The 23,517-nt window shown below is 36.4% G+C and carries 26 protein-coding genes and 1 pseudogene; 20 read left to right on the forward strand and 7 right to left on the reverse strand.

The window, feature by feature from the left end:
* Nucleotides 1-108 precede the first annotated feature (108 nt).
* On the forward strand, nucleotides 109-1,326 hold the full coding sequence (mef(A), locus tag HMPREF2697_RS08330) for a macrolide efflux MFS transporter Mef(A) (RefSeq protein WP_000417519.1): 1,218 nt from the start codon (nucleotides 109-111) through the stop codon (nucleotides 1,324-1,326).
* A 119-nt stretch (nucleotides 1,327-1,445) separates the two neighbouring features.
* Nucleotides 1,446-2,909 (forward strand): ABC-F type ribosomal protection protein Msr(D), encoded by a 1,464-nt coding sequence (msr(D), locus tag HMPREF2697_RS08335; protein ID WP_000420313.1) that lies wholly within the window; start codon nucleotides 1,446-1,448, stop codon nucleotides 2,907-2,909.
* 117 nt (nucleotides 2,910-3,026) lie between these two features.
* Here msr(D) and HMPREF2697_RS08340 read toward each other — a convergent pair whose 3' ends face one another.
* From HMPREF2697_RS08340 to HMPREF2697_RS08355, 4 genes are read right to left on the reverse strand one after another with little or no spacing between them, the layout of a single operon-like run.
* The gene (locus HMPREF2697_RS08340) at nucleotides 3,027-3,326 is read right to left on the reverse strand and encodes a DUF5960 family protein (RefSeq protein WP_001072467.1); all 300 of its coding nucleotides are present in this window, start codon (nucleotides 3,324-3,326) and stop codon (nucleotides 3,027-3,029) included.
* Nucleotides 3,313-3,681, reverse strand: a complete 369-nt coding sequence (locus HMPREF2697_RS08345; protein WP_000567222.1) for a hypothetical protein — start codon at nucleotides 3,679-3,681, stop codon at nucleotides 3,313-3,315. Before HMPREF2697_RS08345 ends, HMPREF2697_RS08340 begins: the two co-directional genes overlap by 14 nt.
* 12 nt (nucleotides 3,682-3,693) lie before the next feature.
* Nucleotides 3,694-4,029: a DinB/UmuC family translesion DNA polymerase gene (locus HMPREF2697_RS08350; RefSeq protein ID WP_000806926.1), complete on the reverse strand. Its 336-nt coding sequence runs from the start codon at nucleotides 4,027-4,029 to the stop codon at nucleotides 3,694-3,696.
* A complete protein-coding gene (locus tag HMPREF2697_RS08355) occupies nucleotides 4,026-4,271 on the reverse strand; it encodes a hypothetical protein (protein ID WP_001813542.1) in 246 nt (81 codons plus the stop codon). The genes HMPREF2697_RS08350 and HMPREF2697_RS08355 overlap by 4 nt, the downstream gene beginning before the upstream one ends.
* 548 nt (nucleotides 4,272-4,819) lie before the next feature.
* On the opposite strand from HMPREF2697_RS08355, the gene HMPREF2697_RS08365 reads away from it, so the two are divergent.
* From HMPREF2697_RS08365 to HMPREF2697_RS08415, 12 genes and pseudogenes are all read left to right on the forward strand, one after another.
* Nucleotides 4,820-5,572, forward strand: a complete 753-nt coding sequence (locus HMPREF2697_RS08365) for a CPBP family intramembrane glutamic endopeptidase (protein ID WP_070850353.1) — start codon at nucleotides 4,820-4,822, stop codon at nucleotides 5,570-5,572.
* 41 nt (nucleotides 5,573-5,613) lie between these two features.
* A pseudogene (locus tag HMPREF2697_RS10790) lies at nucleotides 5,614-5,760 on the forward strand (competence protein TfoX); the annotation flags it as partial.
* A gap of 26 nt (nucleotides 5,761-5,786) precedes the next feature.
* Nucleotides 5,787-6,329 carry a GNAT family N-acetyltransferase gene (locus HMPREF2697_RS08370; protein ID WP_004182884.1) on the forward strand — a complete coding sequence of 181 codons (543 nt, stop codon included), beginning with the start codon at nucleotides 5,787-5,789 and terminating at the stop codon, nucleotides 6,327-6,329.
* A 200-nt stretch (nucleotides 6,330-6,529) separates the two neighbouring features.
* On the forward strand, nucleotides 6,530-7,096 hold the full coding sequence (locus tag HMPREF2697_RS08375; RefSeq protein WP_002890492.1) for a hypothetical protein: 567 nt from the start codon (nucleotides 6,530-6,532) through the stop codon (nucleotides 7,094-7,096).
* Nucleotides 7,097-7,275: 179 nt separating this feature from the next.
* On the forward strand, nucleotides 7,276-7,458 hold the full coding sequence (locus HMPREF2697_RS08380) for a hypothetical protein (RefSeq protein ID WP_002890497.1): 183 nt from the start codon (nucleotides 7,276-7,278) through the stop codon (nucleotides 7,456-7,458).
* 452 nt (nucleotides 7,459-7,910) lie between these two features.
* On the forward strand, nucleotides 7,911-8,540 hold the full coding sequence (locus HMPREF2697_RS08385; protein WP_002890498.1) for a TetR/AcrR family transcriptional regulator: 630 nt from the start codon (nucleotides 7,911-7,913) through the stop codon (nucleotides 8,538-8,540).
* A 277-nt stretch (nucleotides 8,541-8,817) separates the two neighbouring features.
* Nucleotides 8,818-9,558, forward strand: coding sequence for an ABC transporter permease (locus HMPREF2697_RS08390; protein WP_002890499.1), 741 nt, complete (start codon nucleotides 8,818-8,820; stop codon nucleotides 9,556-9,558).
* A 134-nt stretch (nucleotides 9,559-9,692) separates the two neighbouring features.
* A complete protein-coding gene (locus HMPREF2697_RS08395) occupies nucleotides 9,693-10,430 on the forward strand; it encodes an ABC transporter ATP-binding protein (protein WP_002890501.1) in 738 nt (245 codons plus the stop codon).
* Between the two features lie 2 nt (nucleotides 10,431-10,432).
* Nucleotides 10,433-12,115 carry an ABC transporter ATP-binding protein gene (locus tag HMPREF2697_RS08400; RefSeq protein WP_002890503.1) on the forward strand — a complete coding sequence of 561 codons (1,683 nt, stop codon included), beginning with the start codon at nucleotides 10,433-10,435 and terminating at the stop codon, nucleotides 12,113-12,115.
* A 199-nt stretch (nucleotides 12,116-12,314) separates the two neighbouring features.
* On the forward strand, nucleotides 12,315-12,488 hold the full coding sequence (locus tag HMPREF2697_RS10795; RefSeq protein ID WP_002890505.1) for a hypothetical protein: 174 nt from the start codon (nucleotides 12,315-12,317) through the stop codon (nucleotides 12,486-12,488).
* A gap of 131 nt (nucleotides 12,489-12,619) precedes the next feature.
* Nucleotides 12,620-13,396, forward strand: coding sequence for an alpha/beta fold hydrolase (locus tag HMPREF2697_RS08410; protein ID WP_070850355.1), 777 nt, complete (start codon nucleotides 12,620-12,622; stop codon nucleotides 13,394-13,396).
* Nucleotides 13,397-13,428: 32 nt separating this feature from the next.
* Nucleotides 13,429-14,166, forward strand: a complete 738-nt coding sequence (locus HMPREF2697_RS08415; RefSeq protein WP_060972403.1) for a DUF4336 domain-containing protein — start codon at nucleotides 13,429-13,431, stop codon at nucleotides 14,164-14,166.
* Between the two features lie 143 nt (nucleotides 14,167-14,309).
* Here the strand turns inward: HMPREF2697_RS08415 and HMPREF2697_RS08420 are convergent, their stop codons facing one another.
* Entirely contained in the window at nucleotides 14,310-15,482 is a 1,173-nt protein-coding gene (locus HMPREF2697_RS08420; RefSeq protein ID WP_060972402.1) for a CynX/NimT family MFS transporter, read from the reverse strand.
* Between the two features lie 220 nt (nucleotides 15,483-15,702).
* Nucleotides 15,703-16,545: a DegV family protein gene (locus HMPREF2697_RS08425; protein WP_070850357.1), complete on the reverse strand. Its 843-nt coding sequence runs from the start codon at nucleotides 16,543-16,545 to the stop codon at nucleotides 15,703-15,705.
* Nucleotides 16,546-16,670: 125 nt separating this feature from the next.
* Between HMPREF2697_RS08425 and HMPREF2697_RS08430 the strand changes: the two genes are divergently transcribed.
* The 4 genes from HMPREF2697_RS08430 to HMPREF2697_RS08445 all read left to right on the forward strand — a co-directional run bounded on the left by HMPREF2697_RS08430 (nucleotide 16,671) and on the right by HMPREF2697_RS08445 (nucleotide 19,678).
* The gene (locus tag HMPREF2697_RS08430; protein WP_002885959.1) at nucleotides 16,671-17,240 is read left to right on the forward strand and encodes a TetR/AcrR family transcriptional regulator; all 570 of its coding nucleotides are present in this window, start codon (nucleotides 16,671-16,673) and stop codon (nucleotides 17,238-17,240) included.
* A gap of 36 nt (nucleotides 17,241-17,276) precedes the next feature.
* Nucleotides 17,277-17,912 (forward strand): copper homeostasis protein CutC, encoded by a 636-nt coding sequence (locus HMPREF2697_RS08435; RefSeq protein ID WP_070850358.1) that lies wholly within the window; start codon nucleotides 17,277-17,279, stop codon nucleotides 17,910-17,912.
* A 126-nt stretch (nucleotides 17,913-18,038) separates the two neighbouring features.
* A complete protein-coding gene (locus HMPREF2697_RS08440; protein ID WP_002885916.1) occupies nucleotides 18,039-18,311 on the forward strand; it encodes a hypothetical protein in 273 nt (90 codons plus the stop codon).
* A gap of 119 nt (nucleotides 18,312-18,430) precedes the next feature.
* Nucleotides 18,431-19,678: a DUF4767 domain-containing protein gene (locus tag HMPREF2697_RS08445; RefSeq protein WP_070850360.1), complete on the forward strand. Its 1,248-nt coding sequence runs from the start codon at nucleotides 18,431-18,433 to the stop codon at nucleotides 19,676-19,678.
* Nucleotides 19,679-19,837: 159 nt separating this feature from the next.
* On the opposite strand, the gene HMPREF2697_RS08450 is transcribed toward HMPREF2697_RS08445, so the two are convergent.
* Nucleotides 19,838-21,604 carry a DHA2 family efflux MFS transporter permease subunit gene (locus HMPREF2697_RS08450; RefSeq protein ID WP_070850362.1) on the reverse strand — a complete coding sequence of 589 codons (1,767 nt, stop codon included), beginning with the start codon at nucleotides 21,602-21,604 and terminating at the stop codon, nucleotides 19,838-19,840.
* 171 nt (nucleotides 21,605-21,775) lie between these two features.
* Here HMPREF2697_RS08450 and HMPREF2697_RS08455 point away from each other — a divergent pair, with 171 nt between their 5' ends.
* Both HMPREF2697_RS08455 and HMPREF2697_RS08460 read left to right on the forward strand, forming a co-directional pair.
* The gene (locus HMPREF2697_RS08455) at nucleotides 21,776-22,318 is read left to right on the forward strand and encodes a TetR/AcrR family transcriptional regulator (protein ID WP_064521322.1); all 543 of its coding nucleotides are present in this window, start codon (nucleotides 21,776-21,778) and stop codon (nucleotides 22,316-22,318) included.
* Between the two features lie 314 nt (nucleotides 22,319-22,632).
* Nucleotides 22,633-23,472: a DUF4300 family protein gene (locus tag HMPREF2697_RS08460; protein ID WP_070850364.1), complete on the forward strand. Its 840-nt coding sequence runs from the start codon at nucleotides 22,633-22,635 to the stop codon at nucleotides 23,470-23,472.
* Nucleotides 23,473-23,517: the final 45 nt, after the last annotated feature.

Genomic DNA, 23,517 nt, shown 5'->3' on the forward strand with positions numbered 1-23,517 from the left:
GTATGCAGACCAAAAGCCACATTGTGGGGTTTGGCCTGCATTTTTTATTGCCTAGAATGCTATTCAAAATAGAAATTCAAGCAAAATAATATGCAGGAGATAATATAAATGGAAAAATACAACAATTGGAAACGAAAATTTTATGCAATATGGGCAGGGCAAGCAGTATCATTAATCACTAGTGCCATCCTGCAAATGGCGATTATTTTTTACCTTACAGAAAAAACAGGATCTGCGATGGTCTTGTCTATGGCTTCATTAGTAGGTTTTTTACCCTATGCGATTTTGGGACCTGCCATTGGTGTGCTAGTGGATCGTCATGATAGGAAGAAGATAATGATTGGTGCCGATTTAATTATCGCAGCAGCTGGTGCAGTGCTTGCTATTGTTGCATTCTGTATGGAGCTACCTGTCTGGATGATTATGATAGTATTGTTTATCCGTAGCATTGGAACAGCTTTTCATACCCCAGCACTCAATGCGGTTACACCACTTTTAGTACCAGAAGAACAGCTAACGAAATGCGCAGGCTATAGTCAGTCTTTGCAGTCTATAAGCTATATTGTTAGTCCGGCAGTTGCAGCACTCTTATACTCCGTTTGGGATTTAAATGCTATTATTGCCATCGACGTATTGGGTGCTGTGATTGCATCTATTACGGTAGCAATTGTACGTATACCTAAGCTGGGTAATCAAGTGCAAAGTTTAGAACCAAATTTCATAAGGGAGATGAAAGAAGGAGTTGTGGTTCTGAGACAAAACAAAGGATTGTTTGCCTTATTACTCTTAGGAACACTATATACTTTTGTTTATATGCCAATCAATGCACTATTTCCTTTAATAAGCATGGAACACTTTAATGGAACGCCTGTGCATATTTCTATTACGGAAATTTCCTTTGCATTTGGGATGCTAGCAGGAGGCTTATTATTAGGAAGATTAGGGGGCTTCGAAAAGCATGTATTACTAATAACAAGTTCATTTTTTATAATGGGGACCAGTTTAGCCGTTTCGGGAATACTTCCTCCAAATGGATTTGTAATATTCGTAGTTTGCTGTGCAATAATGGGGCTTTCGGTGCCATTTTATAGCGGTGTGCAAACAGCTCTTTTTCAGGAGAAAATTAAGCCTGAATATTTAGGACGTGTATTTTCTTTGATCGGAAGTATCATGTCACTTGCTATGCCAATTGGGTTAATTCTTTCTGGATTCTTTGCTGATAAAATCGGTGTAAATCATTGGTTTTTACTATCAGGTATTTTAATTATTGGCATTGCTATAGTTTGCCAAATGATAACTGAGGTTAGAAAATTAGATTTAAAATAAACAATATTGGAGGAATATTTATGTATCTTATTTTCATGTAACTCTTCCTGCTAAAATCGCAGGGTTTTCCCTGCATACAAGCAAATGAAAGCATGCGATTATAGACAGGAGGAAATGTTATGGAATTAATATTAAAAGCAAAAGACATTCGTGTGGAATTCAAAGGACGCGATGTTTTAGATATAAATGAATTAGAAGTATATGATTATGACCGTATTGGTTTAGTAGGAGCAAATGGTGCTGGAAAAAGCACTTTACTCAGGGTACTTTTAGGAGAATTAACTCCCCCAGGATGTAAAATGAATCGTCTGGGTGAACTTGCCTATATTCCCCAGTTGGACGAAGTAACTCTGCAGGAGGAAAAAGATTTTGCACTTGTAGGCAAGCTAGGTGTTGAGCAATTAAATATACAGACTATGAGCGGTGGTGAAGAAACAAGGCTTAAAATAGCACAGGCCTTATCGGCACAGGTTCATGGTATTTTAGCGGATGAACCTACGAGCCATTTAGACCGTGAAGGAATTGATTTTCTAATAGGACAGCTAAAATATTTTACAGGTGCACTGTTAGTTATTAGCCATGACCGCTATTTTCTTGATGAAATAGTAGATAAAATATGGGAACTGAAAGATGGCAAAATCACTGAGTATTGGGGAAACTATTCTGATTATCTTCGTCAGAAAGAGGAAGAACGTAAGAGCCAAGCTGCAGAATACGAACAATTTATTGCGGAACGTGCCCGATTGGAAAGGGCTGCGGAGGAAAAGCGAAAACAGGCTCGTAAAATAGAACAGAAGGCAAAAGGTTCTTCAAAGAAAAAAAGTACTGAAGACGGAGGGCGTTTAGCTCATCAAAAATCAATAGGAAGTAAGGAAAAAAAGATGTATAATGCTGCTAAAACCCTAGAGCACAGGATTGCGGCCTTAGGAAAAGTAGAAGCTCCGGAAGGCATTCGCAGAATTCGTTTCAGGCAAAGTAAAGCATTGGAGCTCCATAATCCATACCCTATAGTCGGTGCAGAAATTAATAAAGTATTTGGGGATAAGGCTCTGTTTGAAAATGCATCTTTTCAAATTCCGTTAGGAGCAAAAGTGGCGTTAACTGGTGGTAATGGAATCGGAAAAACAACTTTAATCCAAATGATCTTAAACCATGAAGAAGGAATTTCTATTTCGCCTAAGGCAAAAATAGGTTACTTTGCACAGAATGGTTACAAGTACAACAGTAATCAGAATGTTATGGAGTTTATGCAGAAGGATTGTGACTACAATATATCAGAAATTCGTTCAGTGCTAGCATCTATGGGGTTCAAACAGAACGATATTGGAAAAAGTTTATCTGTTTTAAGCGGTGGAGAAATTATAAAATTGTTGCTTGCTAAAATGCTCATGGGTAGATATAACATCCTAATAATGGATGAACCCAGTAACTTCCTTGACATACCAAGTTTAGAGGCTTTGGAAATACTAATGAAGGAGTACACCGGAACTATCGTGTTTATCACCCACGATAAACGATTACTCGAAAATGTAGCAGATGTAGTTTATGAAATTAGAGATAAGAAAATAAATCTGAAACATTAAATTTAAGGTAGTCGCTGGTCAGTATAGTCTGTTCTGGTTGGCGACTCCATTGTTAAAGAGTATAAAGACTTTAGATTTTATGAATATTAAAAATAGGAACAGTCAATTGAACTGCTCCTATTTTTCTGCTAAATATATTGTAGTTTTCTTATATGTATAATGATAGATTAGCGGATTCTCATCTACGGTACTTACTTCAAATATGAAGAAGTGATCGCGGTTATCTCTGGACTTTTCCTTATTGAGGACAAAGTAATTCTTACGTGAAGTCGCCATTGTTTTTAGGATATCATCAGTTAGGAAGGTCAATGGAATATTCATGTTAGAGTAGCGGTAGAAGTCACGTTCAAAATCTTGGTAGCTCTCGCTATAATAGTCCATTTGTAGGTGATTACGCTGAAACTCAAGCTGATTCATAGAGCACCTCCTCGACAAGTTCAATACTAATAATGTCTTTTAATTTCAAATTGATGTGACCTGTTGTAGTTTTTATCAAAATGAAATCTTTGGTCAGACTTGGTATTGTTCCAGTGTAGGAAACACGCTTGTTTTTTTCAATCACTTGAATGCGTGTGCGTAGCTGCCCGGCGTATACTTGACTGAGGAGTAATAATTTCTTCTCTAGTGATAAGTCAGACATGTACGTTACTTTGTTTGTATCATCAGAGAGTGCTGATGCATGTTCAGATAGGAAAAAGCCCATCCATTTTTGCATCTTTGTATCCTGGTACTCTCTTGCTGATTGAAATGGTAAATATGAACGGTCAATCATATCAAATCCTTTCTATGCAGAGGCAAGGGTATTTTTATCAAATTGAATCGTAAAACCTTGAATTCCCCCACCTGTGTAACATTCTTTAAAGCGATTGATTACCTCAGTATAGATTATCACAGATGAGCTTGTTGGCTTAATGCTAAATGTAAATTCCAATGGTAATCGGTTTTCAGATTTAGCATGTACTAGTCGTATCGATATTTCAGTTGTTTTGAGTTTTCTCTGACGAAGTTTTGAAGTTGCTGTTTCAACGATTCCATGTAAAAATCTTTCAAGCATTTCAATATCATTACATCCTTTGCTACGGATTTCTGAAAATTGTACTGTATTTTTTTCTTGTTTCATTTTAATCCCTCCAATCCACCCGCGGAATGACCACCGATAAGTTTACTGCGTTCAATATTTCTGGAACCTTCAGTTAGGACGGTTCCTTTTTGTATGGCTAAAAAACCAAACTGTTCTCTGACAACATCAATAGCTGTCTGAAGTCTATTATCTTTTTCAATTTGTTCTACATCATCAAAGAGTGATAGTAGAGTATAGCTTTCATCTACGAAGCCACTATAAGATACACCAATTTGTCTCACTGCACCAGAGGTGTATTTTTTCGGAATAATACAAGTACATGACTCACCATTGTTTTGGGGAGATTTGCGGGTTCAATTTTATTCTGAGCATTTATAGATTTTTTCATCTCAGTCCTAGAATAGCCAATATGAATAGAAACGACAGTAGTCAATACTAGGGCTACTGTTCCGTTCCACAGTATCATTTAAAAATCATTTTCACACCCTTTCGTCTATTAGTATAGAAGAAAGCTCTCAGCACATGTTGAGGCGGTATCACTGCTTGTACGAGCTGAGGCATCAGCGTAGTAGAAGGAGATGTTCCGCCCATGCGATAGCTGTCGTAGAGTAAGGAGTTTACGACGAAACGATACGGCAACAGCGAACCGCCGAGTGTGTTGCTCTGCTCGTAAAAGCCTAGAAAGCTTGGTATGAATTAATAATGAAAAGCCTTGATTGTAAGGCTTTTTTTGTGTTTTTGTGATAGAATATAGGTAGTTATAATCGACAGCAACTAAGAAGCAGTAAAAAAATATTATTCATAGAATAATCAGGATTAGGAAGATAAAATGACAGAAATTGACAAAAAGAATTTAAAAAATTATCTTTATTGTACATTTGGAATTACTTATATAGCTTGGGGGATTCTTGCCATCTTTACGCAATCTCATATCTTTGGATTAGAAACAATTATAGGAAGAACATTACATATAGTAGGTGCACTTGGACCAGCTATTGCTAGTGGCTTTTATTTGAAAAGGAATAATATAAAATTTAAACATTTTGTATTTAATAAAAGAAAAAATAGTAGTATTTATTTCATTATTCATTTGTTAGCAATTTTGATACTATTTTCTGTATCTTCCTTAGAATTAAATGGAGTATCCATTTATCTAATGCCACTATTCTTTATTCAATTAATTTTTTTTGGTGGTGGACATGAAGAATTAGGATGGAGAGGAATATTACAACCATTACTTGATAAAAAATATACATATTGGCAATCTAATTTGATTGTAGGTTCAATCTGGGGAATTTGGCATCTGCCTTTATGGTTTATAGTTGGAGAAAGTCATCAAGGATTTCCTTTCATTTTATTTTTTATATATACATTATTTTTAAGTTTTGTTTTAGGACTTCTTTACCGTCAAATCCAATCAGTGGGTTACTGTATATTATTTCATGCGTTCGCAAATTTGTTAAATCTCTATTTTGTGTTAAAAATTAATCTTATTTTTATTATCATTTTTATTGCTTATTTGATTTTTACTATATTGGCGAGTAATAGAATTAGTAAGGAAAAGCAGGTAGAAACATTGTAAAAGACCCACAGGAAGTTTTCTGGGATGGATATCATTCGTATCTTTCGGATTCCGAGTTGAGTTATCCCTATGAAGGTTCAAAGACATTAATGCATGTATTCGACAGATTTGGGGATTCGGATTTAATTACGGAACTACTGGATGGTATGTATGAGGAACTGCCAACATCTAAACCTAGAATAAAATAATTAAATTGGAATTTAAGGAGAACAAAATGATTTTAGAAACGGAAAGATTGATTCTTCGCCCATGGGAGGAAAGAGACGCCCATGATTTATTTCAATATGCCAGTAATCCAGAAGTTGGTCCGATTGCAGGTTGGCCAGTACATACCAGTGTTGAAAACAGTAGGGAGATTATAAAAAATTATTTTTCAGCACCTGAGATATATGCCATTGTTTTAAAAGAAACGATGCAGCCAGTGGGTAGCATAGGATTGATGATTGGCTCTGCAAGTGATAAAGGGATTCCGGATACTGAGGCGGAGATTGGCTACTGGATTGGAGTTCCCTATTGGGGTCAGGGGCTTATACCAGAAGCAGTTCGTGAGATAATGAGACATGGATTTGATGACTTGAGTCTGGAGAAATTGTGGTGCGGTTATTTTGACGGCAATACAAAGTCACGGAGGGTTCAGGAAAAATGTGGGTTCCGTTATCATCATACAAAAGAGAACGTTCCGTGTGCATTGGAAGGTGTTCTTCGTACAGAACATATAACCTGTCTCTCAAAGGAAGAGTGGATTTCGTTTAAGTAAATCACTGTTTGTGCGAGGTAATACCTTTTAACGATTACCTTATGATATTGTTAAAAGCTTTATAGACATGTTTCCACATACAGACAGCTTCACTTGATAGACTCAGCGATCAGTCGTTTCATGTCGAGGCAGTATCACTGCTTGTAAGATCTGAAAAATAAATTTGCGTAGCGTTGCAAAGTTAAAATGGAGGGTTATCGATGGTTATCTTGGAATTGTATCAAGGTGATTATCAAAAGGATTTAGTCACGTTTGACTCTTTAGAAGAGGGAAGAGTCTTTGTAGCTCAACTCCCTGGGTATACTTTAGAAACAGAAGATGGGTTTGAAGTGGAGTATGTGAACCCAAAATACTTGCCGGATTATATGGAAATTGTTTTCAATGGAAATATTGTCCCTTTATCTAGATTTTCGTTTAATTATGAAGAAAATGTGGACATTATTTGGAAAGAAATTTCGAATCTATCCGTTAAAAACGATAAAGTGATCGAAGGATATTCAAAAATCGACGCATATGTCGTTAACAACGATGAAGTGAAAGCCTATGTCGAAGCAAGAGAAGCGAACTATCGCAAGGCAAAAGACTTCTTAGAACGCTGTGGATATGAAACCGACAGAAGCTTTTTCGGAAGCGAAGACGGCGAAGCGATTCTCTACAGAAAACGTGGCGCTGAAGATTGGCACTTCTTGTGTCACTTAGACCCGCTGTTTGTAGAGATTGAAGATGTAGAAGGATATGTCAAAGAAGAGATTCAATCGTTAAACTAAAGAACGTTGCGAAGGCGTGACGTGAGTTATATTTAAAAAGACTTCTATTTTGCTAGATGGTGGAATTAAGGAGAAATTTTTGACCTTAAAACAAATTAAATTTAATCCTTTTAAACACTGGGGAATCATCAGCGACTTGTATAAGCAGTCCTTCCCAAAGGAGGAGCGAATTCCCTTCTTTGGACTTGGCTCTTATCATTGAGAAAAATGGATTTACACTGTGTCCCTATCTCATTCGTGAATTAGGCGTTGACTTTGCTCTTATGAGCCAGACAGGGCAACTAATTCCATTCGACTATCAGGATATCTTTGACAATTTCTCTTTTGGACTTGGAGATGTATCGATTCGTCCGATAAATTAATAAAACGTACCTTACCAAAATTGTACTGAACTAAAAATATTATCTAATTGAGAAAAGAACAAAAGTTTTGGTCTATAATATAGATATTTTCTAGTATCGCATGTGGAGGCAGTCTCACTGCTTGTACGAGCCTAGAAAATATGTAGAAGGAAAAGCCTTGGTGACAGGGCTTTTTGTCATATAGTGGGGAAGTATCATAGTGTGAACTAGTCTTTAGTAGCTGAATTTTCAGTTTAGGTAAAATAGAACTTATTGAAATAGTTATGTGGATTATTTCATTACTTCTTTAATCATTTTAAAATCTTTAAATTAAGATTTGGAGAATTTAAATAATATTTGCATTTGAAAATGAAATGATTAATAAAACAGCTTCCGATAAGATATTTGACATTATTAGTTTCGTGCACTACAATAGAAGTTACATACCGATGGTATGATAGAAAGGGACTATAATGGCAAGGAATAGAAACTCACATGAAACTAGAAAAAAAATACTAGAGGTCTCTAAAAATCTATTTTTAGAAAAAGGATTTGATAATACTTCAATACAAGATATCATAGATGGCTTAGGTGGATTAACAAAAGGTGTTATCTATCATCATTTTGAGTCCAAATATGATATACTGCAAACGATCATTAGCGAAAATAATCAAGAAATTTTAAATTATAATTGGAGAGGAAATACTGGATTAGAAAAGATACAAAATTCTTTGATGGACTCTTTCTCTAATTTTGAACACCAAAGGCTCGTTTACTCTGCCTCAATCATGCTAAGAAGTCCACGTTTGTTAGGAGAGCAGTATCTAGGTCTATTTTCTGATTTTTTACCCGAAATTAGAGAAAAAGTTTACGAAGGAGTTGAAGATGGGTCTATTAAAACAGAATATCCAGAAGAGCTAGCAGATTTAATTGTTTTAACACTAAATATTTGGATTGGTTTTCAAATTTCCGTTTTTTCATTAGTAGAATTAAAGCGCAAAATGAATTTCATTAAACTTACTTTTGAAGGTCTAGGGGTACAGTTAATTTCTGATGAAATGATGGAGGTGATTTTCAACTTATTCGATCACTTAAAAAAATAGTAAATAAGTCGTCGCATGACATTCTTGTTAATACTCATTTCTATTTATGTATTATCAATTGAATAAATTATCTTACATAATTTATAATTAAAAAATAACATACTTTAAGTGTGTTATTAAAAATCTATTATACATACCGTAGGTATGTTTGTTTTTAGTATAGACATACCGATAGTATGTATAGTGACATTTTCTGAAGAATAAACTTATTTTTAAATATTTGTCGAGATTAGTCTGAATAGTTTATTCTTTATTTACGCTTTGGAGGAAATAATCTATGTTGTCGCTTATTAAAATTGAATTAAATAAAGTTTCTAAATCTAAATTATTTTTAGCTTGGTTGTGTACTATATTTATAGTGTTAGGTATTACAGCAATCATTATTATGGGTTTAGGTACTGACAATAAACTAGGAGAATTCACTGGACAGGATTCTAATGTTATTAGAGTTACTGGTAAATGGGAAGGTTGGGCAATTGTAGCTTCATTATTTTCATCTTTATTTACAAAAGCAGCATTTTTGATTTTCGAATCTTATTTATTATCTACGATTATTATTGATGAATTTAAACGAAGAACAATTTTTCAGTTGTTTTCTTACCCTATTTCTAAAATAAAGTTACTTTGGGGAAAAATTCTTTCAGTCATTCTAATAGCATTTATTGCCCATTTTTCTGCACATTTAGTGATTCAATTATTCATTAGATTCCTGGCTGTTGTAACTGAATCTAGTTATATCCCTCTAGCTAGTCAATTAATTAACTTAGCTGGAATAACGTTTGGAACAGTACTAATAGGCTTACTACCATTTGTTTTAGGTATGATTAAGCATTCGACAGCTATAACAATGCTTACTGGACTTGGTTTAGCAGCATTACTTTCGAATGCCAGTCCAGGAAGTTTATCTAATAATATTGCTGATAACCTATTCTTTTTGATATTTGCATGTTTCATAAGTTTAATGATTACTTCTTTTTCAATCTCTAGTATTTCAAGACAAGATATTAGTATCAAGTAGCATACCTGAGTTTAATTGAAGGAAAGTGATAATTCCTTGATGATTTCTATAAAAAAGAGACTGTATAAGTTGGTAGTTATGCACCGGAAGAAAAATTCTAGCATTTAAAGCTAGATATAGAAAGAGAGATAGAAATGAGAAATATCGTTGAAATAAAAGAAGTTTTTAAAACAATTGATAAAGAAGAAATTTTAAGTGGTATCAACCTTCAAATTGCTGAAGGAGAAATCTATGGTTTTTTAGGACCGAATGGTGCTGGAAAAACAACGTTAATGAAATGTATGTTATCCCTATCAACAATTACATCAGGTAGTATTGAAATTTTTGGGAAAAATCTACAAGAACACAGAGAAGAAATCCTAAGTCAGATTGGAAGTATTATTGAATCACCAATTTTTTATGATAATTGCACTGCAAAAGAAATCTTGGAAATTCACGCTCAGTATATGGGAAAAAATATTATTGAATCAGATATAATAAGAGCCTTAAGTATGGTCGGATTAAAAAATACGACTAAAAAAGTAAAAGAGTTTTCGTTAGGAATGAGGCAAAGGCTTGGTTTAGCTCGTGCCTTTCTAACAAAACCTAAATTGTTAATTTTAGATGAGCCAATCAATGGTTTAGATCCAATAGGGATTCAAGAAATTCGAAATCTTTTGTTGTCGCTTTCTAAGGAGCATGGAATTACTATTCTAATATCGAGTCATATATTATCGGAAATTTCACAGATAGCAGATAAAATTGGCTTTATCAAAAATGGAGAAATTGTAGAACAGGTTTCTATGAAAGAGATTAGGAGAGAGAATATTGACTTAGAAGAATATTTTATGTCACATTTTCTAAATGAAATTAAGAATTATGAGGTAGATTAAGGATGAAACAATTGATAAAGAACCATCAGAAGGCTTTTTATGCTTTCATGATATTTAATATACTGGTCCCTTTAACTAACGTTGCTTTTGCTTATTCTATTAAAGGTATTATTGATAGTGGCATGTCCCAAAATAAAGAAGCCTTAACTCAAGCGGTACTAGTAGGAGCTACTGTTATTTTCATCTATGCAGCACTCAACTTTATATCTCTTCGATTGAGAAATAAACTTGTTAGGCAAATCATGTCAAGATACAAAAACAAGGTGTTCCAATCTATTTTAGATAGGGATTATAGAGACTTTTCTAAAGAAAAATCAGGGAAATTTATTTCCGTATTAACCGAAAATATGAAGAAAATTGAGCAAGATTATCTATACCAGTATTTTAATATTTCAAAAAACCTTTCCTTAATGATTTTTTCACTTCTAGCTATGTTTATAGGTAATTGGTTTTTGACCTTATTAGTTATCATTGCTAGCATTATTCCAATGATGATTTCAGGATTTATTGGACAAAAATCAGCCTCTTTACAAAATAGAGCTATGGTTGCCGATCAGAAGTATTTAGCTAAGGTTAAAGATATTTTAGCAGGATTTCTTGTTATTAAAAGTTTTAATGTGAAAGATGCTATCTGTGAGGATTATAGTCATGAAAGTGAAAAATTTGATGAAATAAATTTTATAAAAGGGAAATTTGACGTTTTAGCTAATGTTATTTCACAGCTTTCAGGGATGATTGTTTTTTTGGTAGCCTTTGGTGGAGGGATGTATCTCGTATTTAATAGCTCTACCACAATTGGGAGTGTAACAGCTATTGTTCAACTGGTCAATTTTGTAGTAATGCCACTGAATGAAGTTGGAATGGGAATAAGTAAATTTCGTGAAGGTCAGGCAACACTAGATGCATTTGAGGTAAAAGATGTAACTGAGCTTCAGACTGGTGAAACAAAAGAATATTTCGATGATGTTATTTCTTTTTCAAATATAGACTTTTCTTACCCTAATACTGAAGAAAAAATTTTTAATCATTTATCTTTGAAGATTCAAAAAGGGGAAAAAATTGCAATTGTAGGAATGTCAGGGAGTGGAAAATCAACTTTGCTCAATCTATTACTGCGTTTTTACGATGTAACAAGTGGGCACATCTCCATTGATAATATAGATTTGCAAGCTATTTCAGCAGGGAGCCTTTATAACTTAATGACTATTGTTCAACAAGACATTTATATCTTTGATGATACTTTAAGATCAAATATTACTCTTAATCAATTCTTCACTGATGAGGAAATAAAGCAAGCGGTACAGCAGTCAGGTTTAGAAAGTTATGTTTTAGAAAATGAATCTGGTCTACAAGCTTTATGTGGAGAGAATGGCTCAAATCTATCTGGCGGACAAAAACAAAGACTTAGTATTGCGCGTGCCTTAATTCGAAAAACACCAATCTTATTATTGGATGAGGCTACCTCATCTTTGGATAATCAAGTAACTACTGAAATTGAAAATTCAATCCTGGATATTCAAGATTTGACTGCACTTGTAGTAACCCACAAGTTGAATGAGAACATTTTGAAAAAATACGATAGAATTCTCTTTATGAAAGGTGGCGTCATTGTTGAAGATGGTTCTTTTGGTGACTTGATGGATAGGAGAGGTGAGTTTTATAAGTTGTTTGAGTTGAGTGTGTAATTCTCTTTCGTTCTATAATATAGGAGTATACTAGCACGACATGTTGAAGCGGTATCACTGCTTGTGAGGCCTAGAAAATGTGTAGAATGAAAAGCCTTGGTGACAGGGCTTTTTATGGTAAGTCATTTGATATTTTTATCTGAATCATATTTCTTCTTCATGTTACAATAAATATATACAAAATAGAACGCTTAGAAAAATGGAAAATATAATGGTTAACCAAAGCAAATATGTGTCTAGTGATTTTCCAGAGGCAACGTATCAAGTGGCTTTTGAGGATTTGAAAAAGAAAATTTTAGTCGGGCATCAGGAAATTATTCAAGGTAAAGTCTCTTCTCTAGCTGATGCGAGAAAGGAATTTGGCCTTGACTAGGTAGGTTGCGATATTGTCTCTCTTACTTGTAACAGAGCTAAGCAGAGTAAATAGTAGAATAATAAAGGTGAACATAGACTTTCAAGTAAATATAGTACTGTCTATATGAGACATTTTGGAGGGTATCAAATATGAAATTTCATGAGTTTGGTGATAAAAATTTGCCTCCCATTTTATTGATACATGGTGGGGGTAGCTCTTGGTGGAATTATCTTAGACAAGCTCGTCTCCTGTCTCATAATTACCATGTCATTTTACCTACACTTAATGGCCATGGTGAAGAGTATCAACTCGATTATGTTTCTACGGAAGATTCTGCTTTGGAGATCCTAAACTATATCAAAGCAAACTATGGTGGAAAGTTGTTTGCGATCGGTGGCGTTTCTCTTGGTGGTCAAATTGCCATGGAACTTTTATCCTTAGACAGCGAGATAGCTGAGAAGGCCATCATAGATGGAAGCATCTGTATTCCTCAACCAAGGTTAGCTAAAATCAGCATCTTTCTAGTATCACTATTTGGTAAATTGATGTTCAGTAAATTCTCTTGCAAACTTCAATTAAGCATGATGGACAAACTCTATCCTAAACTGGCTTATCCAGAGGAGATAAAAGCATATTATTTAGAGGATCTGCCAAGGACACCTATCAAAACATTGGTGACCATTTACAAAACCTATATGGGGCGTTACAAGCTGAAGGAGACGATTTCTGCTAGCAAGGCCCAGGTTCTGTATATCTATGGTGAAAAAGAATTAAACTGTGTGAAAGCATCGGCGAAATTATTTCAGCAGCTACATCCCAACACTATCCTGTATGAAGCAAAGGGGTATAACCATGGCTATCTATCAGCTTACCTGCCTCAAGAGTGGATTGATTTGGTGGTACCATTTTTGGAGAATAACGATTGATTATACTTTATTAATTTAGAAAGCAGAGTTTCATGGAAGTCAAAAAATATAGTCCGCTCAATTCATTAAAAAAGATAGCAGATAACCTCTGGATTGTAGATGGGGAAGAAGTACTGATGAATTTCAAACTCTTCAAAGTGCCTTTTTCAACTAGAATGACAGTTATCCGTCTGCAGAATGGTGGTCTTTGGGTGCATTCGCCGATTAAGCCTAGTGATAATTTACTTTTTGAAATCAAGCAATTAGGTGAGGTAAAACACCTTATTGCACCCAATGTCTTACATTATAGTTATATAAATGAGTGGCACGAACTATTTCCGGAAGCAGAAGTATGGCTAGCTAGTGGTGTTCAAAAGCATGCCAGAAAATCGGGAATGAATTTATATTATGGTCATGAACTAGAGAAAGCCAATTGGAACGAGGAAATTTGTTTTACAACATTTGAGGGAAGTTTTTACGTGAAAGAGGTTGTTTTTTTCCATACTGAAAGTTCAACTCTAATTTTAACGGATCTTATTGAAAACATAGAAACAGAAAATTTATCGATTTTTGAAAAGCTACTGTTAAAAATAGGTGATAATCACTATCCAAATGGTAAAACACCAAGAGATTTAAGAATGACCTTTTTATTTGGTAAAAAACAAGCATTGAAGAGTTATCATAAAATAAAGAAATGGGAACCTAAGAATATTATTATTTCTCATGGACCGTGTATCATTGGACAAGCAAAAGAGATGTTAAACCAAGCGTTCTTTTGGCTAGAGAAATAGGGTTCTGTGGTTAAGGGAACTTGTCGAAAGACAAATACGAATACTTCGACCTTTGTATTTAAAAGTTGCATTCATTCGCCGCACGCAAAATAACACCCCACAAGCTACAACTTGTGGGGCATTTTCTTTTATTAGTTTTTCTCTTACAAAATAAGGTCTGTTTTTTCAACTTTGTAAAGGGCAATTCCCATGATTATGGTCAAGACAAGAAGAATTAAAACAGCAGGGGTCCAAGAGTTAAAGAGTTGTTTGCTTGAACCGAACAAGACTGGACCAAGGGCTGCAAAGATATAGCCTCCGGTTTGGGCTAAACCTGATAGTTGGGCTGTTTTTTCAGGCGTGCTAGCCTTCATTGAAAAGGAAACCATCATGTAAGGGAATAGGACACTAGCAGAACTTCCGATTAAGAGGTTAAGGACCAACCAATACACAAAGCTGTCTGTATTGACTAGAAGCATAGCCACTCCGATAAGTCCTGCTAGGACGGTAGTCACTAGCATCAAATGGCGGTTGCGATCAGAAAGTTTCGTGATTAGGCTAGGAACAATCATAGAGAATGGAATACTCGTCAGTGTGAAAACGGAAGCTAGAATTCCGGCATTGGCTTCGCCGACACCGGCTTGTGTAGCCATGGTTGGAAGCCAAGTGATAGTGGTATAGAAGAAGAGTGACTGTAATCCACCGAAAATCATGATGGCCCATACTTTGCCACTCTTATACCAACTGCCTGAATTTTCGCTGGTAGAAGTATCTTGTTCTAAGTAATGATTGTGACGGACATTAGGGAGCCAAATCACAAGAGCTAGGGCACAGACCGCTGTCAATACCCAGACCAAGCCTTGCCATGAGGTTGCCTTAGTGATTGGAACGGCAACTGATGAAGCTACGGCTGTGGATAATCCCATGGCTGTAATGTAGAGTGTGGTTAAGAATCCTAACTGATTTGGCTCGTTAGCCTGAATTAGGCTTGGGAGAAGGACGTTGATAAAGGCAATTCCAGCTCCGACTAACAGCGTTCCCACATAAAGAAGAGGGAGATTAAGGGTACGCAAAGCAGAACCAAGTGTCATCACAATTAAAACACCGAGGAAGAGTCTTTCTATACCAAAGCGTTTGGCCCAGCTAGCCGCAAAAGGTGAGAATATCGCAAAGGTCAAGAGAGGGAGACTTGTCAAGAGACCGAGAGAACTGACCTCAACGCCTAGACCAGAAGCAATGTCTGATAAGACCGTAGACAAGGTTGTGAACGGGGCCCGCAAAACGATCCCTAGAAGAAGGATTCCAGGGATTAGAAAATGTGAATGTTTCTGTTTCATAAAGCGTCTCCATGTTTAATAAGGGTATTTTAATTTTTAAGAATATGACACTAATGCGTCACTTCCATCTTACCATAAATGAAGGGGGTGATGAAAGCGATTACGTTGATTTGTCAAGAAAGAATTTTTAGTTTTATAATCCTATTCTGCTGATTATCAAATAGCATAATCTGATTTTTAAAAGACCGAACATGTAGTCCAGCCTCTTTTCAATGTCGTCTTAAATTTCATACCCCATAAGGAGTCCGCCTTCTTCAGCATAAAAGCTACAGAGTCCAGAAGTAGGAAGGACTTCGATGCTTGCTTGGGCAAATTTTTCACGAACCAATTCAGAGAATTGCTCGATAAATTTTTCATTGTTGCGGTGGGCAATCGTAATGTGGCCTCCAGCATAACCAGCCTTGAGGAGTTCATCAAAGGCAGCTTTGATGGCTTTCTTTTGACCTCTGGCTTTTTGAAGCAATTCAAGAGTACCTGTCTTACTAGCTTCACCGACCATACGGATATTGAGGAGTCCAACAACGGTGCCAACTAGTTTACTTAGACGACCATTCTTCACCAAATTATCAACTTTGGCTAAAACAAAGAGCAACTTAGTCTTGGCTTGGTAAGCTGTGATAGCATCAAGGACTTGGTCAAAATCAAGGCCTTCAGCAACTAAGTGATTGAGTTTACGAACGAGCAGGTCGACCTCGCCACCAGCTGACAGGCTATCAATCACGTGAATCTTGGTATCAGGATGCTCTTCAATATAAATTTTCTTAGCAATTTCAGCACTATTATAGCTACCAGAAAGGGTTCCAGTAATCGTCACGACGACGATATTGTCCGCCCCTTCAAAGGACTTCATGTAGTCATCAGGACTTGGACAAGCAGATTTGGAAGCAGTTGTAGTCGCATACATCTCCTCCATCATTTGATCAATATTGAGTTGGGCATCATCCCTGTAAATGGTTTCGCCCACTTGGATAGTCAAAGGAACACTGACAAACTCCGTATCTGGTGCCAGATTGTCCAAAGAACGGTAGTCACAGCCTGAATCCGCAATAATTTTCCATTTCATAGGTTACACCTCATATCTGTATAATGTACATTGACAAGTTATTTGTCTTCTTTTACAATTTTATCATGAAGTGCATTGCTATCAAAGCAGATTTCATCAGGTGTGACAGATAGAAAGTGAATGTTATGGCAGAAAGAAAAATCTCAGAGAAATCTTTGGAAAATCTCAAACGATTTAACCAAGAAAACAAAGCAATTACACGAGAATCCATTGAAATTTCTCTCCTGCAATTGTTGGAGAAAAAAGACTTTAAAAAGATTACCATATCGGAACTGGTTGAGCGTGCGGGTGTATCTCGTGCTGCCTTTTATCGCAATTATGGTTCTAAGGAAGAGATTTTGAAATCTATTTTTGAGTCTAGTATTGCAAAGATTACTAAGTCCTTGGACGGCTATAATCTCAAGACGGATCTTTACCAAGTCTGGGTTTATCTCCTTAAGGAAGTCAAAAAAGAAGCTAAAATCATCAGTCTTGCCATTGATTATAATTTTGAGCAGGTTTTGACCAAGGCAGTTTATGATTTTTTGGAAAAACGAAATGGTAGCTCATCAAATGGTGCCGGTAGTTACCTCAATTCCTTTTGGAGCTCAGCTATTGTCTCAGTGATTTCCAAATGGGTCAAGGATGGCATGAAGACCCCAGCTGAAAAGATTGCCAAACTTGGTCTTCCGCTTTTTCCACATAAAAAGAAGTAGTAATCGCCTACCACTACAACTAATAGGAGGTTCAGTATGCCAATTTATGAATTTTGTGCAGAGAATGTCACTAACTTAGAAAAAGCTTTTAAAGCCGGTGCTCAACGCGTGGAGTTGTGTGATAATCTGACTGTCGGAGGCACGACGCCTTCTTATGGTGTCATAAAGGCAGCCGTTGAGCTGGCCAAGGATTATCAGGCTAAAGTGATTGTAATGATCCGTCCACGAGGGGGCGACTTTGTCTATAGCCAGCAGGAATTGGCTATCATGCTAGAAGATATCAAGTGTGCGCGTGACTTGGGTGTTGACGGCTTTGCACTAGGGGCTTTGACTTCAGAAAATCAACTCGATACAGAGGGTCTAAAGACCTTGCTGGATGCCAGTCGAGGCTTAGAGGTTACCATGCATATGGCCTTTGACGAAATCCCTAAATTAGACCAGCCTAGTGCTATCCAGTGGCTCAAGGAAAATGGAGTGACGCGTCTTCTTACTCGTGCTAGAACTCCTGATACCCCCATACACTTACGCTTGCAAGCCTATGCAGAATTGGTTCAGCTAGCAGATGGTCAGTTGGAGATTTTAGCAGGTGGTGGTATCTCTGTGACCAACCGTGACCGATTTCTTGCCATTCCTGGTCTCGAACAAGTTCATGGAACACGTATCGTCTTTTAGATTTTTTAAAGGGACTAGTTTACCGGCTCGGTCCCTTTTGGCTTTCTTGTGGACTGAAAAAGCCACTTTGATTTTCTAGTCATTCTTTGGTAAGCTATTGCTATAGCATTAAAAATTGGGGGATGTATGTTAGATAATTTGTTAAAAAAGAACCCTGTCTTGGGTGTCATTATTTATCCGTTATTAGGGTTAGGAGCTATTTGGCTTGGTCACTATTACTCACAGAGCCTCTCGCTATTGGAAAAAACGGGTGGTCAGCTTAAGGTTAATACTTTTGTTTACATTGCCTATCAATTAGGTGGGATCAAACTCGTCATGGGTTTCTTTATTCTTTTAGCGCTTTTCTTTTTTTATCTGGGCTATACTTACTTTAAAAAACTTGGCAATACTCAGAAATAAGGACCAAGTTTATATACCAACTGCGGCTGCTTGCTTGCAGTTTTTTCTTTTCTAACGGGTCAACCAGAATCCCCAATTTATGCTAAAATAAAAGTATTACGCTTCAAAAAGGAGATGAGATGAAAGCAGAAGAATGGTTAACCTATTTTGTAAAGATTTATGGACGTCGCCCAAAGATGACAGAGGTTGACGAGGCGATACAAAATGGCAGTCTCTTGGCCAATCGAGAAGAAGTAGAGAGCTTATTGTTGGCATCTAAGAAAAGCTTTTGGCAAACCTTAAGTCAGTCTATTGTGACTCATAAGGTCGCAGCGTCAGTTCTTGCAGTTTCTTGTATGACGCTTCTTGGTGGTGGTGCTATTTTTGCTTGGCATTCTCATCATTCACAAGCTCAACAGACGTCATCCCTTGCGGTAGCTTCGTCAAGTAGTCAGAGTGGTCAAACGTCTTCCTCAGACAAGTCCAAGCAATCGAGTTCCAAAGCGTCTGACTCGTCTTCAGGTTCTAGTTCACAAAGTCAGAGTGCTTCATCGGAGGCAAAAACACCTGCTATGGATGTGGAAGCCATTCGAAATGGTGATTTTTCAAGCATCGAAGGTGACTGGGTTTCTGACGGTGGTCATGTTGTGACCATTACCAAGTCAGGGCTCACCAAGTCTGAAGAGACAGGAAGTACTGATGGCAAGACTGTCGTTAAAGATTTCAACGGTCAGCCTATGTTTTATTTTGCGGACAATGGTCCAGGACATGGGGTCAATCCTTTTGTGCCTGTGCCAGCCAACCAAGCGGCACCATCTCCGGACAATTCTGTTAAAGACACAGATCGTCTGGTTCAAATTCCAGAGTCTGCTGGGCCAGGAGTCGTTTACACATCCTATTACAGAGTGAAAAGCAAGAGCCAGTCTGGTCAATCTAGCCAGACAAATACGACAGCCCTTTGGAATAGTGACAAGGCTGCCAAGCTTGCTAGTTACATGGTAGAGTTTGGCCACAAGATGAATCAAGAAAGTTATAGAAGGCTAACACCTAACGGAAGTGATGATTTCTTTGGTGCCATGTCTTTTGCCAAAAATAACCGCATCATTGTAGGTGAAAAGACTGAACAAAATGCCCCAATGACCAACCAACAAAAGGTAGACGTTGCCTTTTCTGACGATGGTACAGGGACAGCCGACTATATCATTGTAGACAGCTACGGGTATTCAGGTTCCACCATGATTCTCTACCATTTCACCATCCATAAAGGTCAACCAGTAGTCCTAGTTTCCATGCAAAATCAGGGAAATCCTGAAAACATGTATTACATGTACCCTACCAATAATAAGGATATTCAAGAAGCCTTTGCCAATATTGTGAATGACAAGTGATGGTTTAAGAGGTTTGAAAGAAAAATTTTACATCTTAAAAATACAATATAAGTGAACAAAAGATTTTCTATGTTCCAAATCTGTTTACTTACTATTTAAATTATATAAAAGGGCCAGCCTAAAGTTTAGACTGGCTTTTCCTATTATAAAATAACTTAGTTATTCATCTTTTCGCTTTTCTGTCATCAGAGCTAATGGAGTACATATCAATACAATGGTTGCTCCTACAATAAATACATTATCAAATGCCCTGCTTAACTGCTCATTTTTTTCTTTAACAATGACTTTAAGAGCAGATGCTAATTCATCCTTTTGAGCTAATAATTTAATAGCTGTACCAACTTTAGCTTGTCCTCCAGAGATAGTTTTCAAACTAGTTGATAACTGTGGGACACTTGAACTAACAGTTTCAACTCCATTGATTAATAACTGATTTGCATCATAAATCTTTCTATAATTACTCCCCTTTTTAGGTTCTGGAAGATTATCTGTTTTTTGAGCAGCTATTTTGATTGCCTCAACCATATTACTTTGTTTGGTTGAAATACTATTACTTTTCTTAGTCGTGTCGAAAGTTTTTGAAATTTCCTTCTTAGCAACTTTTTTTACGTCTGTTGATAAAACCCATTTTTCAATTTGGTTATACGCTGTTTCCTTAATTTGTGTTTTAGCAATATTGACATTACTATTTAAAATGGTAACGAGAAGAGCCATACCAATGGCCTGTCCAATATATCTAGAAGCATTAACGATACCTGACCCAATTCCAGCCTTATTAATTGGTAAATATTTTACTGATGATGTTAAGGACATTGCCATAAATCCTAGTCCTAAACCAATAATTACATTACAACAAACAATGAGGCTTTGTGAGGTATTATACTGAATAAGACTAAGCATAAATAATCCACCTGCTGTAATAACCAAACCGGTACTAATGAGCAATCTTGCACTAATTTTTTGGTACATCTTAGTTGCTAACAGCATACCTACTACGATAGCTAAAGATGTGGGAATAATAAGATATGCTGAATGCAAAGCAGAATAGTTGCGAACATTTTGCAAGAAATAGTTTAAGATCAATGAAGGTACGATAATCGCAAATCCAAAAATCATATAAATAATACTTGAAGATGTAAATGTACTTTCCTTGAATAAATTTAAGTCAATGATAGGTGATTTTACTCTTCTTTCGGTTAAAAAAAAGAAAAATAGGCCTACAACACTAATAATAAAACTAGCTATGATGGTTTGTGATGCCCAACCATACTCGTGACCTTCTAATAAACCAAATATAAGTCCACCTAAAGTACAAGTAAGAAAAATAATACCTAGCCAGTCAATATTCTTTGAAATTTTTAAATCATATGATTCTTTTGTTCCCATTAGAATCATCAAGAATGCAAAGATAGCGATTGGAACATTAATACCAAAAATCCAATGATATGTTGTCCAATGGACAATTAAACCACCAATTACTGGTCCCCCCGCTGCAGCTAAGGCACTGAAGGTACCCATAATAGCAGTAATACGGCTGGTATTCTCTTTCCCAAGTAGTTCAATTCCCATGGGGAGAACAATTGGAGTTAATATGGCACCTCCAATTCCTTGGAATAACCGAAAAATAATTAAAAGTAATAATGAATCAGCCGCCATACATGCGAATGAGAAGATGCCAAATATGACTACACCAATTAGCATAACCAATTTTCTACCGTAGATATCAGCGAGTTTTGAAACAGTAATAATAAATACAGACATTGCTAAAACATAGATTGTTGCTACCCAACTTGTATCAGTCAATCCTGTATGTAAGTCTTCCATAATATTTGGTAGGGCGATATTAACAATCGTGGCATCTAAAGCTCCCATAAAGAGTGCTAAAACTAGACCTATAAATCCTAGAATTTTTCTTGATTTTGTCATTAAATTCTATTCCCTTCATTAATTATTTTGTTAAATGATTAATGATGCATCAATTATCTTCGTGAACATAAAACAGTCTTTTTTAACTTTTATAATTCACATAAAAAGAATATAATAATACCCATATATTGACCATGACAACATCAAACAATATGTTTAATTAAGGAAAAAATGACAAAGAAAAGAAAGACTAATAGCGTTACTAACCTCAAGTCTGCTTTGATAGACCTCCTACTTGAAATGGAGTACTCAAAAATAACCATTGGAAATATAACTCAGAGAGCAAATGTTAGTAGGGGAACATTTTATCAACATTTTCTTGATAAGGATGATTTAGCATACTCTATCGGAACAGAGACAATGAAAAGATTTTGGGAGATTTTAGCTCAAGGAAATTTAGATAAAGAGGACATGCTTTTAAAGGCTCTACTATTAATAAAAAATGACTATAAACATTTTAAAGCAATTTCAAAAGCACCTCACGTTCAATTTAAAGATAAGGTTCAACAACTTATTTGTGATCTTATAAATAACAACCCAGCTATTAGAGAAAAGATCAAGAAAAAGACGAAGATTTCAGATGAAATTGTGATAAAAGCCTTCTCTACATCTTTTGAAACCATTATCTCATCCTGGATTGATAATGATTTATCGGAAAGTCCTGAGAAAGTTGTAGATAATATAATAAAAATTGAACAACTATTTTGGAAATAATAAAGAATAGAGAAAAAATGATAAAAATCCATAGTCTTCAAACGGTGTGAGCCTATACTGAGACTTTACGCCGTGATAAAAACGCCTGAAGAATTGGTATTTCAGGCGTTCGGAATTATTGAGACTATAGGCTCAAAAATTAGCCATGGAACTTCGAAGAAGTTCGCTGGCGTCCGCTATCACCTAAGGAAAGTCTCAAGTAAAAGCCTTTATCTTCAATCTAAAGCCTTGTTGCCAAGGCTTTTTCTTGTGGAAAAGTATCCTGAGATTAAGTAGCTGTCAAAATCTGGTATAATGAAGCTAAGGAGGCGCCTATGAAAACTTTGAAAAAACAGACGCTAATTCTTTTATCTATTGCTAGCTTATTACTCGTCGGTTTAGCAGTTTTTGCACATATCCACAAAAAGGTGGAGCAACCAAGCTACTCCAACCTAAATAGTAAGGCCAGTCTTAGTGAGGTGCGAGCCATACTCTCGAAACATTTGAACGAGGAGAGTGTGGATAACTTTATCAATCTCGTCACTGATTACAATGACACCGTGGGTTCTGTAGGTCTTTCTGGGAGTTTTGCGCCATTTACCAAAACAGACTATGATGTGGAAAAAATCAGTAGCCTGTGGACAGCCAAGCATGGTGACTTTATCGGTACCAACTGCCGTATCAACACCTACACGCTACTGAAAGGCAAAATCAAGATTCCTCAAGTCAAAAGTGATACTGAGCTCCTTTTCCAAGACAAGGACGCCATTGACAAGGGCAAGCTCTTTAATGCCAAGGACCAGGCAGACTTTGACATTCTCTTTTCAAGGGTCAAGACTGAGGCCACCCAAGATGTCAAGGTTCATGCCAAGCATATGGAGGATTACTACAAGCAGTTCACCTTTGATGACAAGGCACGCATGCTGTCGGTCGTTGTCCACGATAATCTGGATGGAGATTCCCTTTTTGTCGGTCACGTCGGAGTCCTGGTACCTACGACAGATGGATACTTATTTGTCGAAAAATTGACCTTCGAAGAGCCCTACCAAGCCATAAAATTTGCTAGTAAGAAAGATTGCTACAAGTATCTCACAACCAAGTACAAGGACTATACCGGACCAGGTCTAGCCAAACCCTTTATCATGGATAATGACAAATGGGTGGATATGGACTAGGTTATCGTGAGACGAAAGTTTGAATAGAGGAGAAAAAGGAAGCAA

This window comes from Streptococcus sp. HMSC064D12 (assembly GCF_001837205.1).
Lineage (GTDB): Bacteria > Bacillota > Bacilli > Lactobacillales > Streptococcaceae > Streptococcus > Streptococcus salivarius_D.